This window comes from Promicromonospora sp. NPDC060204, assembly GCF_042728455.1.
In the GTDB taxonomy this organism is placed as follows: Bacteria; Actinomycetota; Actinomycetes; order Actinomycetales; family Cellulomonadaceae; genus Promicromonospora.
In genome coordinates this window covers 1-15827 of record NZ_JBHWZO010000044.1, presented here as the reverse complement: position 1 = coordinate 15827, position 15827 = coordinate 1, and the positions used below count along the sequence as shown (strand labels likewise).

The 15827-nt window shown below is 65.6% G+C and carries 12 protein-coding genes and 1 pseudogene; 2 read left to right on the top strand and 11 right to left on the bottom strand.

What is annotated here, in order from left to right:
- Positions 1-7: 7 nt before the first annotated feature.
- The 4 genes from ACFWEJ_RS08250 to ACFWEJ_RS08235 form a co-directional block, all read right to left on the bottom strand.
- Positions 8-1051: a phosphotransferase gene (locus tag ACFWEJ_RS08250; RefSeq protein ID WP_377228714.1), complete on the bottom strand. Its 1044-nt coding sequence runs from the start codon at positions 1049-1051 to the stop codon at positions 8-10.
- Between the two features lie 60 nt (positions 1052-1111).
- Positions 1112-1738, bottom strand: coding sequence for a hypothetical protein (locus tag ACFWEJ_RS08245; RefSeq protein WP_377228713.1), 627 nt, complete (start codon positions 1736-1738; stop codon positions 1112-1114).
- 140 nt (positions 1739-1878) lie between these two features.
- Complete coding sequence (locus tag ACFWEJ_RS08240; protein ID WP_377228712.1) at positions 1879-2364, bottom strand: hypothetical protein; 486 nt, start codon at positions 2362-2364, stop codon at positions 1879-1881.
- A gap of 75 nt (positions 2365-2439) precedes the next feature.
- Positions 2440-2751 carry a hypothetical protein gene (locus ACFWEJ_RS08235; protein ID WP_377228711.1) on the bottom strand — a complete coding sequence of 104 codons (312 nt, stop codon included), beginning with the start codon at positions 2749-2751 and terminating at the stop codon, positions 2440-2442.
- Positions 2752-2923: 172 nt separating this feature from the next.
- On the opposite strand from ACFWEJ_RS08235, the gene ACFWEJ_RS08230 reads away from it, so the two are divergent.
- Entirely contained in the window at positions 2924-4012 is a 1089-nt protein-coding gene (locus ACFWEJ_RS08230; protein WP_377228710.1) for a PrsW family glutamic-type intramembrane protease, read from the top strand.
- Between the two features lie 14 nt (positions 4013-4026).
- Here the strand turns inward: ACFWEJ_RS08230 and ACFWEJ_RS08225 are convergent, their stop codons facing one another.
- On the bottom strand, positions 4027-4593 hold the full coding sequence (locus ACFWEJ_RS08225; protein ID WP_377228709.1) for a YcxB family protein: 567 nt from the start codon (positions 4591-4593) through the stop codon (positions 4027-4029).
- A 148-nt stretch (positions 4594-4741) separates the two neighbouring features.
- Here ACFWEJ_RS08225 and ACFWEJ_RS08220 point away from each other — a divergent pair, with 148 nt between their 5' ends.
- Positions 4742-5980 carry a restriction endonuclease gene (locus ACFWEJ_RS08220; protein WP_377228708.1) on the top strand — a complete coding sequence of 413 codons (1239 nt, stop codon included), beginning with the start codon at positions 4742-4744 and terminating at the stop codon, positions 5978-5980.
- Positions 5981-6493: 513 nt separating this feature from the next.
- Here ACFWEJ_RS08220 and ACFWEJ_RS08215 read toward each other — a convergent pair.
- From ACFWEJ_RS08215 to ACFWEJ_RS08190, 6 genes and pseudogenes are all read right to left on the bottom strand, one after another.
- Positions 6494-7462, bottom strand: a complete 969-nt coding sequence (locus ACFWEJ_RS08215; RefSeq protein ID WP_377228707.1) for a hypothetical protein — start codon at positions 7460-7462, stop codon at positions 6494-6496.
- Entirely contained in the window at positions 7459-7962 is a 504-nt protein-coding gene (locus ACFWEJ_RS08210; protein ID WP_377228706.1) for a DUF6932 family protein, read from the bottom strand. Before ACFWEJ_RS08210 ends, ACFWEJ_RS08215 begins: the two co-directional genes overlap by 4 nt.
- Before the next feature lie 630 nt (positions 7963-8592).
- Entirely contained in the window at positions 8593-9309 is a 717-nt protein-coding gene (gene drmC, locus ACFWEJ_RS08205; protein ID WP_377228705.1) for a DISARM system phospholipase D-like protein DrmC, read from the bottom strand.
- A 1-nt stretch (position 9310) separates the two neighbouring features.
- The gene (gene drmB, locus ACFWEJ_RS08200; RefSeq protein ID WP_377228704.1) at positions 9311-11377 is read right to left on the bottom strand and encodes a DrmB family protein; all 2067 of its coding nucleotides are present in this window, start codon (positions 11375-11377) and stop codon (positions 9311-9313) included.
- Positions 11374-15033, bottom strand: a complete 3660-nt coding sequence (drmA, locus tag ACFWEJ_RS08195; RefSeq protein ID WP_377228703.1) for a DISARM system helicase DrmA — start codon at positions 15031-15033, stop codon at positions 11374-11376. The genes drmB and drmA overlap by 4 nt, the downstream gene beginning before the upstream one ends.
- Before the next feature lie 32 nt (positions 15034-15065).
- Positions 15066-15827 (bottom strand): annotated as a pseudogene (locus tag ACFWEJ_RS08190) (SAM-dependent DNA methyltransferase); the annotation flags it as partial.

Below are 15827 nucleotides of genomic sequence, written 5' to 3'. Positions count from 1 at the left end.
CTGACACTCAGCCCGCCCGTATCAGCTCCCGGAGCCAGCCGATGCTGGCCTCGGCCTGCACCCGCTGGAACTGGCGCAGGTGAGGGATGCCGGGCGGCGGCTCCTGCAGCGACCCGTGCACGAAGTACGCGGCCAGCACTGCGGCCCAGGTCACCACGGCCTCGGGGTCGGTTCCGACCGGGAGCGGGGTCCGCTCCAGCACCTCCGACGGCGCGGGGCCGCCCAGCGCGTGCATGGCCGGCAGCATGCCGACCAGGTCGAGGAAGGCGGCGCCCCGCGCTGCGTGCGGCCAGTCGACCACGACGCCCCGCGGCTGCTCGTCCGGGCCGAGGATCAGCACGTTGTCCGCCCGGAAGTCGGCGTGCACCAGCCGGTCGCCCGCGAACGCCTCGGCCTGCCGATCGGAGGCGGCGACCTGCGCGATCAGGTCGACATGCTCGGCGAACCACGGGTCGTACGTCGCGAGCCCCTGCGGACGTTCGTCGGCCAAGGCCTGCGCCTCGGGCCAGGTGTGGTCGCCGAGGTCGGGAAACACGTCGCCGTCGGGCGCCGAATGCTCACCGATCTCCAGGGCGAGGCGGGCCAGCAGACCGACGTCGTCGAGGTCCCACGGGTTGGTGCGCACCGCGCGGCCGTGCACGGGCTCAAAGGCGAGGACGGCCCACTGCTCGGGTTCCGCGGGCGTGTCCGGGCCGGCTGTTGCGTCGGGACCAACGACGGCGGTGTCCCCGTCGTCCGGCCGGACGACGTCGGCGCTCCCCCCGTCGTCCGACACGTCGAGCGACCACAGGAAAGCGGGCGACGGCACGCCCGCGGGCAGGCTGGCGGCCTTGGCCGCCTCCTTGCGGTGCAATCGCAGCGCCCTGGCCTGGCCGGGGGCGGCGGTCTTGACGAAGACTGGGCCCCGCTCGGTCGTGAGCACGCTGGCCAGGCCCGGCGAGAATCCGCCGTCGTGCGAGACCCAGGAGGTGACCTTCGCGCCGAGGCGCGCCTCGATCGCCGTCCGGATCGAGGCGGGCAGGTCGGGCCAGGTGGGGCGCACGCGGGTCATGCCAGTGCAGCCTGCCGGAGCAGGCGACACGGCACCAACGGAATTTCTGGACGGACTTCGTCAGAAGACGACGGCAGAGAACCAGTCGAACCCGACCTCGCCGTTGCGCTGGATGAAGATGCTCGCGAAGCCCTCGTTCGTCGTCCTGACGCCGACCGGAACCGTGAGCGGGATGGAGCTCTGCCCCACGGTGAGCACGGCTGGGCTGTTCGTGCCCGAGATGCGCACCGTGCCCGCCGAGAAGACCTGGAGGGTCACGTTGACGGTGCGTGCCTGGTTCGGCGGGAACTTGAAGAGATAGACGATGTGGTACGGGTTGTGCGAGGAGAAGCTCGGCAGCCGGTGGTAGGCGGGCTCCGCCTCGGTGTTGATAAGGCAGTCCTGGACGTACATGCCGAGCACCCGCCCGGCCGAGAGCCTGCGGCGGGACTGGCGTGGGTTGAGCTGCCCGATCGGTGTGATGTCGAGGGCGGTGGCGTCCTCGTCCTCCTCCTCGACGAAGGTCGCGGCCAGGTTTGTGCCGTCGCGTTCGGCCTCGTAGAGGACGTCGCGCACGGGTCGCCCCTCCCCCAGGTCGACCAGTCCGGCCGCCGTGAGCTGGTCGAGCACGTCGCCGTCGGCACGGGCCGAGGTGATCTCTCTCAGCCGGGTGAGCGGGTCGGTCTCCGTGTGGGTCTCATCAGACATGATCGCTCCTCGTCGAGCGTCGCCCGCGGCTCTCTTTTGTTGCCGCGGATTCCTGACATCTCGATCGTAAGAGCGTTACTGCGCGGGTTTCTCGGCGAGGCGGGTGTGTCCACCCCTTCCGGTCGCCAGACACCATGCCTCTACGACGACGGCTGCAGCAGAGCCCTCAGACGATCGCCGATCGGCCCCTCGCGCCAGCTCTTGTCGTAGAAGCTGACCTGGATCCGCTGCAGGGCCGGGTGGCCGGCGGCTGCCTTGGGGACGCGGGTCGGCTTGCCCGCCGCGTCGACGAAGGTGACGACGGGGTTGGCGAGCACGAGTTCGTCAGCAAGAAGGCCCTGGCGACGCTTACGGTCGATCCCCACCACCTCGGACCAAGGCGCCTCGATCCTGTAGGCGTCGCGCTGGACCGTCACGCCGGACTCCGAGACCGTGAGCGTCCTATTGCGCACCCGCCGGTACATCCGGATCGCCAACACCATGGACACGGCGATGTAGACGACGGCCAGCGCGACGAGGACCGGCTGCTGCGTCGTGATCAGCACCAGCGAGATTGCGGCCGTGAGAATCGGGATCGGCAGAACAAGGAGAACGGCGAGGTCCTGTCGGATCCGGTAGACGGTCACGGCTCGGAGCGTAGTGGACGTCTTCCGCTTCTAGTGCCGCGGAATCCTGATCGCTCGATCGTCAGGGCGCCTTGCTCACCCTTCCCGACTGCCGGACAGGCCGGCGTCGTCGACGGCCCGTTCGAGGGCGTCGACGGACTGGTCGAGGATGTCGCGCAGCAGGCGGGCCTTGTGCAGGGCGTTGCGCGCCTCGGCCGGGGTGTCGGCGTCGAGGTCGAGCGTGACGACGCGGCCGCAGTCAGCGATGGTCAGGCGTGCGCGGACGCGCTTGGCCTGATCGTCGTCGGTGTATCCAGGTTCGGTGGTGATGTCGGCCAGCGCGTACGCGCCGGCGTGGTGGCCGCGGCGGTTCAGGAAGGTGCGGCGGTAGAAGCGTCGGAACGCCATGGGTACCTCGTCTCAGGACAACTCCCGCCTGAGTGGGCGGGGTTGGTACCCGCCTGTGCTGCTCACCATGTTTGAACTGTAGGTCGGTGGTGGCGGGCGTTGCACGGGAATTCGCCGGCTCGTGGTCCTGCTTCCGATGGCGGTCCACCACCTCTGCTGGTTCTCTCCAGTCATGACACTCGTCGTGGTGGGCGCGATCCTGTTCCTGGCGGGCACGGCGGGTGCCTTCGTCGCTGCCCGACCCCGGGACGGCGTCCCCGCCGCCGGCTGGTACCCGGACCCAAGCACCCGCGCGGCCCGGCAGCGATTCTGGGACAGCCGCGCCTGGACCGGCGAGGTGGCCGACGGCGGCCCGGCCTCAGCACGCGGTCGGCACTTCCACGGACAGTTCTGGGGCCCGTGGGTCTGGTACCTCGTGGCGGCCGTCGTCGTCCTGATGGCCGGGTCGGTCGTGTACCAGTCGTCGGGAAACATCCACGTCATGGGCGTGGCCAGCCTGCTCGGCATGGCCGGCGTCTGCTGGGCCTTCTACCGGTTCGTGAACCGCCAGCTCGCGCTGGACGACGTCGTCGGCCCGGTCACGGTCCTGGCGGTGGCCGTCGGTACCAGCGGCGCCGTCCTGCTGGTCGCGGCGAACATCAACTCGTGGATCATCAACGACGCCGGGATCGCGGCGGCGACAGCGTGGGTCGGCGTCGTCGAGGAGGGGACCAAGCTCCTGGTGCCGCTGCTCCTCTTCGTGGTGGGCCGGTACCGCGACCCGCGCGCCGGCATAGCGGTGGGCCTTGCCTCCGGCTTCGGCTTCGCGATCACCGAGACCACCCAGTACGCGTATCAGACGGCGTCGGCGTCGGGGCCGAACTTCTGCGGGACAGGTGTTCTGGACGCCACGCCCGCGGCGGTGGTGCAGGAGCAGATCTTCCGGGTGTTCACCGTCTCGCCGCTGCACTGGCTGTGGACCGGCATCGCCGCGGCGATCGCCTGGCGGCTGTGGCACCTGTACGGATGGCGCGGTACGTGGGGTGCGCTGGGCGGGATCGCACTGGTGATGGTGGTGCACTCGCTCAATGACAGCTCGGCGACGGCGTTCTGCGACGATCCGGCCGCAAGTAGTGGTGCGGCGGTGCTGCGGTGGGTGCTGGTGGTGGTGATGTACGTGGTGTTCCGGGCGTGGGCGCGGAAGTCGGTGCCGCCGCAGCTGGTGGGGGTGGTCAGTCGGGGGTGGGTGCCTCGGCGGCTGCCCCGTGGCCACGGCTCGTGATGTCGTACTCCGCCTCAGCGAACCAGGTACCGCGGGACGTGGGCCTGGATGTGAGCTCGGACAACTGCCTGGTCCCCAAGGGGCACTGCCCGCTTGGGCAGCCAGTAGATGAGTGAGGCCAGTCCGTTGGGCACATAGACGTAGTACGCCTCGTTCGTCTCCAGGGCGCGCGTGGCTACGTTCCATGTGAAGGCTTGGCTGCCACTCGGGCCCTCGTGACGGAAGCCCTCGCTGTCCAGCGTCGCGTGCACGGGTTCGCGGTTCTGCGACTTGCGCCAGGCGGACCGGCCGCCGAAGGGCGCGTAGCCGAAGGCGACCAGGGTGGTCAGGGCGGCGACCATGACGAATGGCAGGAGCGTTGGCGCGTCGAGGGCAGGTTGGCCGTCGTCGTGGACGAGGAAGAAGCCCATCAGGACGGCAAGTGCGAGCAGCGCGAGCATCACCCAAGCGAGCGTCTTCAGCCTCCGCACCTGCGGCATGCTGCGGAGGAGGTTGGCGTAGTCCGACTGTGCGGGCCCGAAGTCGTACGCTGCCGCGAAGGTGGTGCTGGCCGTGTTCGGGCGGTGGTCGTCTGGTGTCACGCGGCGCAGCGTAACCATGGAGGACTGGCCGATTGGCTAGCTGGCGGGGTGAATGTGCGGGTGAGGTGAGTTGAACAGCGCCTCGCGGTGCTGGGCGCTAGACCGATCACTGCCACGCTGTTCACGACCCGTGTGCCAGCATTACGGCATGTCAGAGAGCGTGTTCTTCGCCGATCTCCAGATGGCCGACCTCGTGCTGGACAGGGTTTACCAGGGTGGGTCGAAGGGGAACATGGGAGACGATCCCATCGGAAAGCTCCTCCCGGTGGGCAACCAGGGTGGTTTCCGATACAAGGGCAGCGTCGACAAGCACGATGTAGGTCTCGTCGTCCTGTACACCTCGGGCGAAGAGACGGACTGGCCTGACCAGCTCGACCCGACCACAGGCGACTTCACGTACTACGGCGACAACCGCAAGCCCGGACGCGGTCTCCACGAGACGCACAGGAAGGGCAACCTCCTCCTGCGAGACATCTTTGACTGGTCGCGCGGCGGCGCTACCGACAGAGCAGCGGTGCCGCCCCTCCTCTTGTTCCAGAAGTCGTCGGGCAGGGACGTCGTCTTCCGCGGGCTTCTCGCCCCGGGCTCACCTCGCCTGGAAAGCGACGAGGAACTCGTCGCGGTCTGGCGCACGACGCGGGACTTAAGATTCCAGAACTACCGCGCCCACTTCACCATGCTGAACACGCCAACCATCACCCGCTCATGGATCGACCAGATCCTCGCGCGCGACCCGCTCGGAGACGCCTGCCCACCAGAGTGGCGGGCCTGGGTGCAGAGCCGGTCCTACCGCACCCTTGAAGCACCGAGGACGATCGCGATCCGCACCAAGGAGGAGCAGCTCCCGCTGGCTGCAGACCTGTGGATCCTCAAAACCATCTACGAACACTTCAGCCACGACCCGATCCAGTTCGAGCACTTCGCGGCGAGTGTCTGGGCACGGTTCGACAGCAACGTCGAAGCAGTCGAGGTCACCCGCCCGAGCCGGGACGGCGGCCGTGACGCGCTCGGGACGTATCGGCTGGGTCCTCTGACAGACCCGGTCAGGCTCCAATTCGCGCTCGAAGCCAAGTGCTACGGGCTCGACACCGGTGTTGGCGTGAAGATGATCAGCCGCCTCATCTCACGGCTCAAGCACCGGGAGTTCGGCGTCTTCGTGACGACGTCGTTCATCAGCCCGCAGGCGTACACCGAGATCCGTGAGGATCAGCATCCGGTCGTGTTCATCACCGGGCGGGACATCGTCGAGTCCATGAAGCGGCGCAGCTTGATGCGACCCGAGGCGTTGGAGGCATTCCTCAGTGCAGAGTACCCCGTCGAGCGCAGCGTCGTCGAGGCAGCTCTCAAGGACAGATTGACCTCAAAAGAGCCGGCGCCGAAGGTGTGATTCGCCGGTGCGGTGCTCCGGGCTTTAGCGCGTCACGCAGTGCGGAGTGCATGGCCGCTGACACCGCGAGCAGGACCTAGAGGACCTGGTGAGCAGAGCCTCGCGCCGACCTCACGACGGTCACGGAGCAACTAGAAGTTGACCATGTGGTTCGGAGGCGCTGGATCGTTGAAATTCTGCGGTTTCTAGTCTAGCCGGGACGGGGCGCGCCTGCTGCGTGCCACTAGGAACAGCTGCCGCGGTTGGTCTATGAATCCGAGCGGAACGTAGCAGGCATCTGCGAGTCGTTGCGTGTCTCGTCCGGCACCGCGACGCGCGCGGTGGTCGAGAACGCCCCCCGCGCCTCGTCATACGAGCGATGGGTCAACTCCAGCGCAAGATGTAGGGCCGCGAGTCGGTGTTTCAACTCGCGATCCCGTCACGGATGACCGACACCGGACGCCCGCAATCGTCGGGCGCTCCAGTCGCTGTGGGTGTCGGTGCAAGGAGCAGACGGGCTCAAGCATGCAACCGCTAGACGCCAAGCTTGCCCTGCGCTCCCGCCTCACGAACGTCGACCAAAGTGCGATATACGCGCACCGAATCCTCCGCGCCGCCCTCCGTCACGATCTCGAATGTCGCGACTACGTCCAAGTCCTTCTGTTGCGACAGTCGAACTACGCGCACGAGCAATGCGTCCGTGTGCACTACTGCCGAGAAGCCCCGGCGAGAATCAGCTGGGCTGAAATAGATCACCCCAAGCGAATACTTGAAACCATCGATCGTACCGACGATCGACTCGCGCGCTGGGTCGCTTGGGGCGAACTTAAGCACGCTCTTTAGCCGCGCCACACCGCGCTGGGTTACCGTCACATCCTCTTCGGAATACCGGCGCTGGCGCACAGTACCGGCAACTTCCCAGCCTGCCTTGAGCATCTCGGTGCTTGCCGACTCAAGCAGTGACCTAGCTCTTGCCGGAAGCTCTCGCACCAAAGCAGGAAGCAGCTCGTCGTCTGCAGCGTCTGACGTCGTCGATGCATGCGTAAGTATGCCTGCAATGCGTCGCAAGGCCGTTGAGTCGGCAGTACTCACAGGAAGATCCTCGAATGCCGGCCGACCTTTGTCCGTAGGAATGCCGGGCGCGCGCAGGACTACACGCACGGAACCTGGCGCAAGTGCGTCGATCAAAAGGTTCTCTGGGTAGCGAGCAGCCCCTGCAACATCCTTGGCAACCGCGCTCGTCGCTTGACTGATGCGCTGAACGAATCGAGCGAAGCGGCCCGCGTTCGTCGAATGCTCCGTTACTTCGCCGCCTTCCAGGTGCAAGTCGACGACCACCTGCTCTGGTGCTGTCTCTTCACGGAAAACTCGAACTGCTTCGGGGTCTTTGGCGATGCCCGCGAAGAGTGACGCCTGGACGAACTCGTCGATCTCTGGGTCGCCCGTGGTCTCACGAAGCGCGGAGCGAAGCAGCGTGAGGTCATGACGCTCAGCCGTGGTCATCGCGTCACCTCCAGAAACCCTTTGCGCCGGTCGGTCGGCTTCTCATCGACGTAGCAGGTGTTCCACCGATTCTCCCACGTGGCCACGTGGTGAGGCATGGCCAGGGCAAAGAAAGCGTCCACAGCTCCGCCGTAGGGTTGTATTCGCGAGATAACCATAGGCGCAGGGTCTGACACTGCGACGTCCTGCCAGGTCCAGAGGGAAGGGTTCCGCTTAGCGCGGGTCAACATCCCACTCTCATGCGGGTCGCACAGGAGAACCACGTCGACATCGGACGGCTCCTCCTTGTCGGTGACGAAGCTTCCGCCAACCCACACCCGCCCCTCGATCTCGACGTGCGATAGGTCCTCAAGCCAGGCCTCGAATCGATCCATCTGGCGCGTTCGCAGGCCGTTGACCGCGAACTGGGCACGCATCTCCTCGACCGAGACGGAGTAGGCCGAGGCTTGCCCGTCCCCGCGGTACGGAAGACAGCCCAACTGCGGGTCGAGCGGCACCACCACCTACGCTCCTGACGCCGGAGGGACGAGGCTTACATTCCATCACAACCCGGACAACTGCGCCCGACCTGTGAGCATGAAAGGTACCAACCCGTTCGGACGCCAGGCCCCAGCGCACTTCACCGAGGCCAGCGCCTGACCGACTCTTCGTCGAACGCACCACGACGGCAAATGCGCTGATCGCACTGCTATGCGCCCTCGACCTCGACATCGAGGCCCCGCGGACCGCTCACAGCCATGCAGATTCGCACCGTCAAGGCCTGGCGTACCGGCGAGAGCCCATCAGCCTGCGCGCCGCCCGCGCCGAGCCCATCCGACCAGCGCCCCGCATCCCCGATATCCACCGGCAGCTTAGGACGACGAGAGTACCCGGCGTGAGCTCGTCGTCGAGCACGCCCAGACCGGCTCGACGAGCCGGGCATCTCCTGACCTGGAGAGACGCGCTGGCCACTTCCGCTTGACAGACATAGAAGTGCCCTAATCGACTCCACCCAGAACATTGCCGTCGGCTTCGCACCACGTGATCCAGCAGCGCCGACTGCGTCAGGGCCGCGCCGGTCGTCATTCACGGTCCTGCCCCTCACCCGCCCCAGGTCAGGTAGCCGGGAAGAGCTACCAACCCCCGGCTGCTCAACCCTGATCACCCTCCAAGGTCTTGAGTTGGTACAGGTAGCCCTCCGTGTACAGCGCCGAGAATCGCTGCCTCAGAGTGGAGGCGAAGGCCGGCTCGCGGATAATGACGCCAGATTCGAGGTTGCGCTCGTGGGCAGCCTCGGAGAGGTTTGCGCTGGTGATGAACGCGGCGCGGGAATCGACGATGACGACCTTCGAGTGCTGAATGCCGCCATCGGGACCAGGCTTGAAGCCGAGGAAGCGTGCACCGACGAGCTTTTCCTGGATACAAGCCGCAGTTTTGCCCCCATTGAGGTTCGGATCAAGTAGCACGGTCGTCTTCACGCCGCGAGCGACCGAACGCCAAAGAGCTCGTAGGTACAGCGAGCTGGAACTCGCCGAGTAGGTCGAGACGAAGACTTCCTCGGTCGCCTCGTCAACGAGGTGCGCAAGCGCGGCAGTCGTGTGGTCGCCGTCACCGGGGAACGTCGGCCCGCTCCAGACAGCCCGAATGTCGATCCGGTTCGCGGCGGCCGCGGCGGCGAAGCCTCGCAATGCGTCGGCAAGGGCAATTGACCCGACCTCGTCGAACGCCGCTTGCAGCAACGGCTTGGCTGAATCGGGGAGCTTGGCAGCAGCTTTCAGTAGACTCCCGTCGATCTCAAGGCTTGAGGCGATCTTGAGCGCGATCGACGGCGACACCGCCCGCGCCAGCAGTTCTAGCGCCCCGGCCATGTCAGATCCAAGTCTGTAGCGCCACACCGGCGAGCAGCGGCGCTACATCGAGCGAGCCAGAGTGAAGGTCAAGCACGAAGCGCCGGTCGAGGAACCTGTTCGCCCGCTCGCACGACGTCTCCGACAGGAATCCGCAACAGTGGCACGCCGCGCCGTGCAGGAAGTCCTCCTGGTCCTTGGGCATGCGGTGCGCGCATATGGGATCGGACGAACAGCGCTGAGCGCGGTGCAGCGCCTCATGCATGACCTCCGCAAGCCGATCAGTTCGGGCGAGGTCGACGAGCCCGCCGAGCGTGCCCTCACTGTCGGGCGAGGTCGTCGTTATGAGGATCCCCGCCGCAGCTTCGCGGTTGTCATCTTCTCGCCACGCGTAGATCCGCTCTGAGAGCGACGCCGAGCCGTAGCCACTCGACATCGCCATTTCGCGGATGAGGAGATGAGCGATCGTGTGCAGGGCCCAGTACCGGGGCGGAGGCATCCGCTCCTCAGCATCGACCGCGACCGCAGTAGTGCTCTGGCGGCGTTCGATGTTCCGCTCGTGCGCGGCCACGTGTGCCGCCCAGACGTCGCTCTGCAGCACGCCGGCCTCCCACGCGTCGACGACGTGCTCCGAGAACCGGATGAACACTCCTTCACCGCGGTCCTCCGTCGCCGGCGCCCACGTGGGCTTACCTGAGATCGCGATCGGCGCGATGCGCGCGGCGTCGTCACCGACCCGGTCGAGCGCGTCGATGCGGGTAAACCCGATGAACGCGTTCGCCTTGCGAATGCGGTCGACCGCGACGACCTCGTGCACTACCGAACCGAGGGTGGATGCCACGGGCACCGGATGCACCTTGAAACCGTTACGCCGGTCCTCGGCAAGGAACTGGTCGGGGTGGGTGAGGGTGCGCCATTCGGGCACGAGCAGATGGTTGGGGTCGTAGCCGACCGGCCCGGCAGCTGCTGGGCTCAACGGCGGAAGTTCGCCCTTCGCCACTCGAATCGCCTTCCAGAGGTCCTCGCCGGAGATGCCGGCGAACTTCGCAGTCATGCTCTCGGGAGCGAACTGTCGCCAACCGCTGACTTGCTCAAGCGAGGTCAACTTCGTCAGCTGCGCCGGCGGCAGCCCTAGCACCTCAGCCACCACATCAGTCGGCTTCGGCTCCTTGCGCGAAGGCAGCACGAGCACGCTTATCGTCGCAGGGAACCACTGGTTCGCAGCGCCGAGCAGCATGAGCCGGACCTCACCCTTGCACGGCTCGTCGACAGAGGCGAAAGTCGGCAGGTGCGGGTGGCGTCCGCGGCACAGGGGCAGGGATGCTTCGCCGCCACCGCGGGTCAGCTCGGCGATGTTGCGGGTTGTCTCGCACTGCGCGCACTTGACTGATACCTGCGGGCCGAGATTCGACCGCCACTCCATCATCCGCAACTGCGGGTTCGGCACGCATTCCGTACGGTTGCCGTCCGCACCGTGCACCCAATCGTTGTACGGGAACTCGTCGAGGTGGCCGCTGGTACAAGCGATGAGGTAGCGGGCAGGCACAGCGACGCGATCACGGCCTTCGCCCTTGAACCGGCCCTTGCACTTGCGATGCATAAAGCGGGCGAGGTCAGGGCGGTGTTTGCGGATGTTCTCGAACTCGAAGACGCCCTGCGAAACCGAGGCGAGCAGGTCGCATCCGGTGCAGCGTAGCCACTGAGGGAAGACGCGGGTCGGAATGCCGATAGGCGTCGAGTCACCGCCGATGTCGTCAGGCAGCCACGGCGGCTGACGCAGTTCGCCGACTTGCTGACCGATCTGGCGGCGCACCGCCTCAAGCAGGCGCGGTACGAGCACCAGCTCGGGCTCGCCGCCCATGCGGTCGTAGGCCTTGTCCCAGGCGTCGGTACCCTGCGGCATGACAGCGAGGTGTGGCAGATCGACGGACGACCCGATTCCCGACGTGTAGAGCATCGCGTTGGGCCGGATCGAGCCGACACGAGCGCGGTTACGCGATTTCTTCGGAGTCTCGACGAAGGGATCGGCGATGTCGCCGGCAACACCCACGGAGGCGTCATCGGGAACGGTCGGGAGGTCGTCGGTCACATCGCGCCCTTCTTTGGGGCGAACGTCCACTTCGGCGTCGCGGCGGTGACAGGTTCGGCCAGCTTGTCGGGAAACGGTGAGACAAGCAAGTCGATCTCGGGCTGCACCTCGCGCATCGAGTTGGCTACCTGGAACAGGCGATCGCCATCCTCGCTGAGCGACTCCTCAGGGCTCACGAGCAGCGGCACGACGTGCCGCTTGGGCAGAGTCTTGCGCGAATAGGTGAGACCACCGCCATGGACGTCGGCGCGCTCGGTCCACTCGTCGAGTCGCAGAACGAGCTTGCTCTCCGCGAGCTTCGCTGCGTCGTCGTCTCCGGCGTGAGCCACACGCTCGATGAACCTGCTGACAAGCTCGTCGACTGCCTTCCGGCGGTGCGCGATGCGCCCGGCGCCGGCTGTCGAGTCAGGCGAGAGCGACTCCCCGGACGGTCGACCTGCGTCGAGCACGCGCGCCGCTGACACGATGAGCCCAGTGAGTCCGCGTTCGAGGGATGCCTCAGAGAAGGGCGTCACGGAGAGCGCCTCAACATTCGCGTAGAAGGTGTCGTGGTAATGCTCGAACTGCTCGTAATGAGCCATGTCGCGGGGGCGCGACCGATTAGCAAGCGTGACGACGAGCCCAGGCCTAGATGCGTCACGGCCGACGCGCGAGGATGCCTGGATGTACTCGGCGGTGTTCTTCGGTTGTCCGACAACGAGCATGAGTCCAAGGCGCTGCACGTCGACACCGACCTGGAGCATTGACGTCGCGAGCACGACGTCGAAAGGCAGTTCGCGGTAGGGCAGCGCCTCACCGGCCTTGAGCTTCGCGGCAATCTGCGCACGGCCGATGGTCGTGTCGAGCGCTGCATCGAATGGCGACGCGAGATGAGTGAGCGTGCGGCTGATCTCCGAAGACGAGATGCGCGAAGTCAGCTCCCCGAGTCGCAACGGGGTGCGTCGTCGCGGATAACCCGTCGCCTTATCGGGGCCGCTGACGCGGGTCGTGACGTCATCCTCAAGGTAGCGCCGCATGCCAGCGAGCTCGCGCGTGGCCGAGAAGTAGTCGACGAGGGTGAGGTACGGCTCGGCGGCGGCACCGTGGGCGTCGAAGAGTTGCTGTCCGGCGAGCAGCAAGATCTCGCTGAGCCTGATCTCGGCGAGTGTGAGCCGCGCGCCATGCAGACAGACACCGAGGTACTGGCGGCCGGGTGTATCCGAAAGCGGCACCTCTCTTGAAAAGAAGGTGTCACTCACCGACAGCACCTGTGGCGGGAACACCTCGACATCGCGCGCGTAGAGCCGTTGCACCTGCTCGCCAGCCTTGCGCACTGTCGCAGTGGACGCGATGACGAGCGGCTTTACAGGCTTCGCGGATGCCTCATCTCCGAGCTCCCACATTGAGAGCACGTCGATTGCGCCCTCGAAGAGGCCGACGGCGGTGCCGAGGGCGCCTGTGATCAGGTGCAGCTCGTCCTGGATGATCAGGTCCGGCGGGCGCAGTCGTCCTGCTGGGGCGACCTGCACAGCCGGGTAGGTGCGGCCGTTCGCTTTGGTGATGTTGTGCCGGTCCGCGCCGCATACGTTCGCCTCGGTGTCGACGTGCTTGTAGCCATGCCGAGGGCACCTCTTCGAAACGTAGCCGAAGAGACTCGCAGCTTCGCCCTCCCGGGCGAGTCGGGCGAACTTGTCGACAGTGGCGAGCAGGAATGTCGGCGGATGCCGGTAGATCTCGTCGTCCACGGTGAGCACAGGCAGGCCATCAATCACGCTGCCTCCCGCTGCGAACGGGCAGCCTGTGCGGCGATCGCCGCAGTACACACGAATGCGCTTTTCGACGCCGTCGGCCTCGACATTCGCCTTCGGATTGATTGGCGCACCGCACCACGGACAATGGTCGAATTGCAGCACCGAGAGGCCGTAGGCGGAATTGCCCTCACTGTCACGGACATCCTTGACCTGCTCCGCCGCGTCAGCGTACCGCTTCGGGCTGACGCTCGACCCGACCCAGAGCCCGATGCGAAACGGTGTCGTGCCCCAGGTGGTCGGGTCTTCCCGGCGTACGAGCTCAGCGGCACACATGAGAGTCGTGGCGCGGTTGAACTGCTGCGACGTGAGCAAGCGAAGCGTGTACCGCATGAGCACGGCGACGCCATCTCCGCCGTCGAGCGTCCCCTCCGGTGTTTCGACCTTCCCCTGTAGACGTCGAATAGCGAACGTGAACGCCGCAAGTCCGAGGTATGCCTCGGTCTTGCCACCGCCTGTGGGGAAGAACAGCAGCTCGGCACGCGGAAAATCCGAGGAGCGACGCACGTGTGTCGGGTCGATGACTGCGGGCATCTGCATGAGAATGAACGCGAGCTGAAACGGGTACCACGAAGCCGCCTTATCACCGCGCATCTCGACCTCAGCCATCGCCTCGCTGAACTTCAGCGTCTTCTGCTCGATGCGAAGCCCCGCGACCTGCGAGCGCAGACGCTGATCACGCATCGTGCGGTTCATGAACCAGAAGGCCCGCTGCGCGTGCTCGCTTGTCTCAAGCAGATCGAGTCCGAGCTTTAGTCGGTCCAGGGCGGCCTTCGCATCGTCGATGCCGACGTCGCCCTGCTGCCGGAGGTGCTCGGGCAGCTCCGCGTTCCCAACGATCTGCTTCGCGATCCAGCCGGCATAGGCATCGACGAGCGGCAGGAGGCCCTCACGGAGCTGGGCAGGTGTGGACTCGATAAGTTCCCGCATACTCAGCACAGCACCGGGCACCTCCGGCGCACGCGTCTGGGGCACCTCGGCGGTTGGTAGCCAGCTCGTGCGCACCGAGGTAGCCCGACGCGGAGCGCCGGCAGCGACATCCCAAGTCGCCGAGGCTGTGCGGCCGATCGCGAACTCAAGCCGGTCGCGGTAGAGCAAATCTAGTCGGCGCACCTCAGGATCGCGTGAGGCGCGGTCGCGCGCGAGCGCGTCGCGCGCCGGCAAGAACACCGGCGCATCGTTGGCAGCTGAGACCTCAAGCTCAGTTTGAAACAGCCACAGCTTCGGCGGCAGCTCGCGACCGGTGACAGCTGTGTTGAGTAGAGCAGCCTCGACCACGCGGCGGCCCTCGTGCTCGAAGACCTCAACTGAAATGGCGACATCGTCACCTAGGTCTGCGCGGTGTGATCCACCGTTGGGGATGCTGGCCAGGTCAATCTCGACAGGAATGCAGAACGGTTCACGATCATAATACGTCTGCTGGCGACCGGTATCCGGATTGGTCTCACGGCGGCCGCGGTAACGCCCCCACTGTGCAGTAAAACGCAGAACTCCAATGTCCGCAGACACATGAAAGCGGAGGCCCATGGACGAGGGTGCGATGATCTTCGACTCGGGTCCACGGTCCTCGTCGGGCTCCGTCTGGGAAGCCTCGCCAGCTGACCGATCCTCGTCGACGGGCACGCCTGCCGTCTCGTGGGCACCAGACAGATCGATCACCGCAAGCGACTCGTCGCTACGGACATCGTCGAGCGTTTTCGCAGCTTCGCCCACATTGGCAGCTTCGGGCGTCGGACCGTCGCGCAGCGAGATCGGAGCGAGTGCACCAGCAAGGTAGCGCGCGCGGGGAGTTCCGATGATCTCTTCAGTCGGCCCACCCCACGGGCCAACGAGATCGCGTCTGAGCAACTCAAGCAGCTCGCCGCGCACTTGCTCGGACGTAACTATGGATGCATCAGCCACTAGAACATCGCTCCCTCGGGCTTTTCGGACTCCTCAAGGCCCTTGCCTCGCTTCTTAGGCTGAGGCTGCACCTCAAGTGCGGCACGCCGGTGATTCTCCTCTAGCAGCCGGTCGAGAATTTCGACGCGGGCTGCAGGCGTCACAGTCCACCGTTCCATTTGTCGATAGCTGTGGAAGCCATGGTCGAGCAGGACATCCGTCCAGCCGTACGCCTCCATCACCGCCTCGTCGATCTGCACGTGGAGCCACCGAATACTGTCAATATCGGCATCACTTCTCGTCGTCGGAGAATTTACCAGCTTGTACAGCCCAGTCAAGCCCAGGTGACGACGAAGCATGATGCCGCGCCTTTTCTCGTCAAGTTCACACCCAAGCTCATTCATGCGTTCAGTCGAAGACGGTCTGGGCAGTGTCTCAAATACGTCAGATGGCGTATAGCGAGTTGCTGCGTCAAGGCTAGACCCCCAGCGCATCGCCCACAACTGATGCAGCGATGAACTCATTAAGCACAAAGTTTCGTAATCATCGAAGAGGAATACCCCGAGCGAGTTACTAAAAATCGCCGAAGAAGGTAGTCTGATGGGCATTATCGTGTCACTCGTTAGCACGATCGCTATTACAGAGTCTAATTCTCTTAGCCCTTTGGCCAGACCAGGAGCACGTTCCGCGAACTGCCACCAGCGTTCTCTATACTGCTTCTTTCGAACTTTATCTCTCGCAGGCTTCACCAGCTCCCGCACTCGCGAGAGCGCTCCCGGGAC